1 protein-coding gene is annotated in these 220 nt (G+C 60.9%); it reads right to left on the reverse strand.

Going from position 1 to position 220, the window contains the following annotated elements; all coding sequences use genetic code 11:
* Window positions 1-33 precede the first annotated feature (33 nt).
* On the reverse strand, window positions 34-220 hold a 187-nt coding region (locus QJT78_RS52795; RefSeq protein ID WP_281461014.1), incomplete at its 5' end, for a hypothetical protein.

Consider the following 220-nt stretch of genomic DNA (forward strand, 5'->3'; position numbering starts at 1 on the left):
CCGCAACCCCGACCAGCTCCGACGACCCGAGCGCTACCAGCAGAGCACGCCGATCAAAGGGGTCCCTTTTGGAGGCCGATAGGGGGTCCCAGTCAAACGCCGATTGACAAATTTGGCTTTCCGTCCAGCTACCAGAGTGTCAAGCGGTTTGTGCGCCGGTTGCGGCACGCTGATCCTGAGCAGTTTGATCGTCTTGAGTTCCTCCCCGGCGAGGAAGCTC

Origin of the sequence: Bradyrhizobium sp. Mp27, assembly GCF_029953005.1 — a bacterium.
GTDB classification, from domain to species: Bacteria; Pseudomonadota; Alphaproteobacteria; order Rhizobiales; family Xanthobacteraceae; genus Bradyrhizobium; species Bradyrhizobium barranii.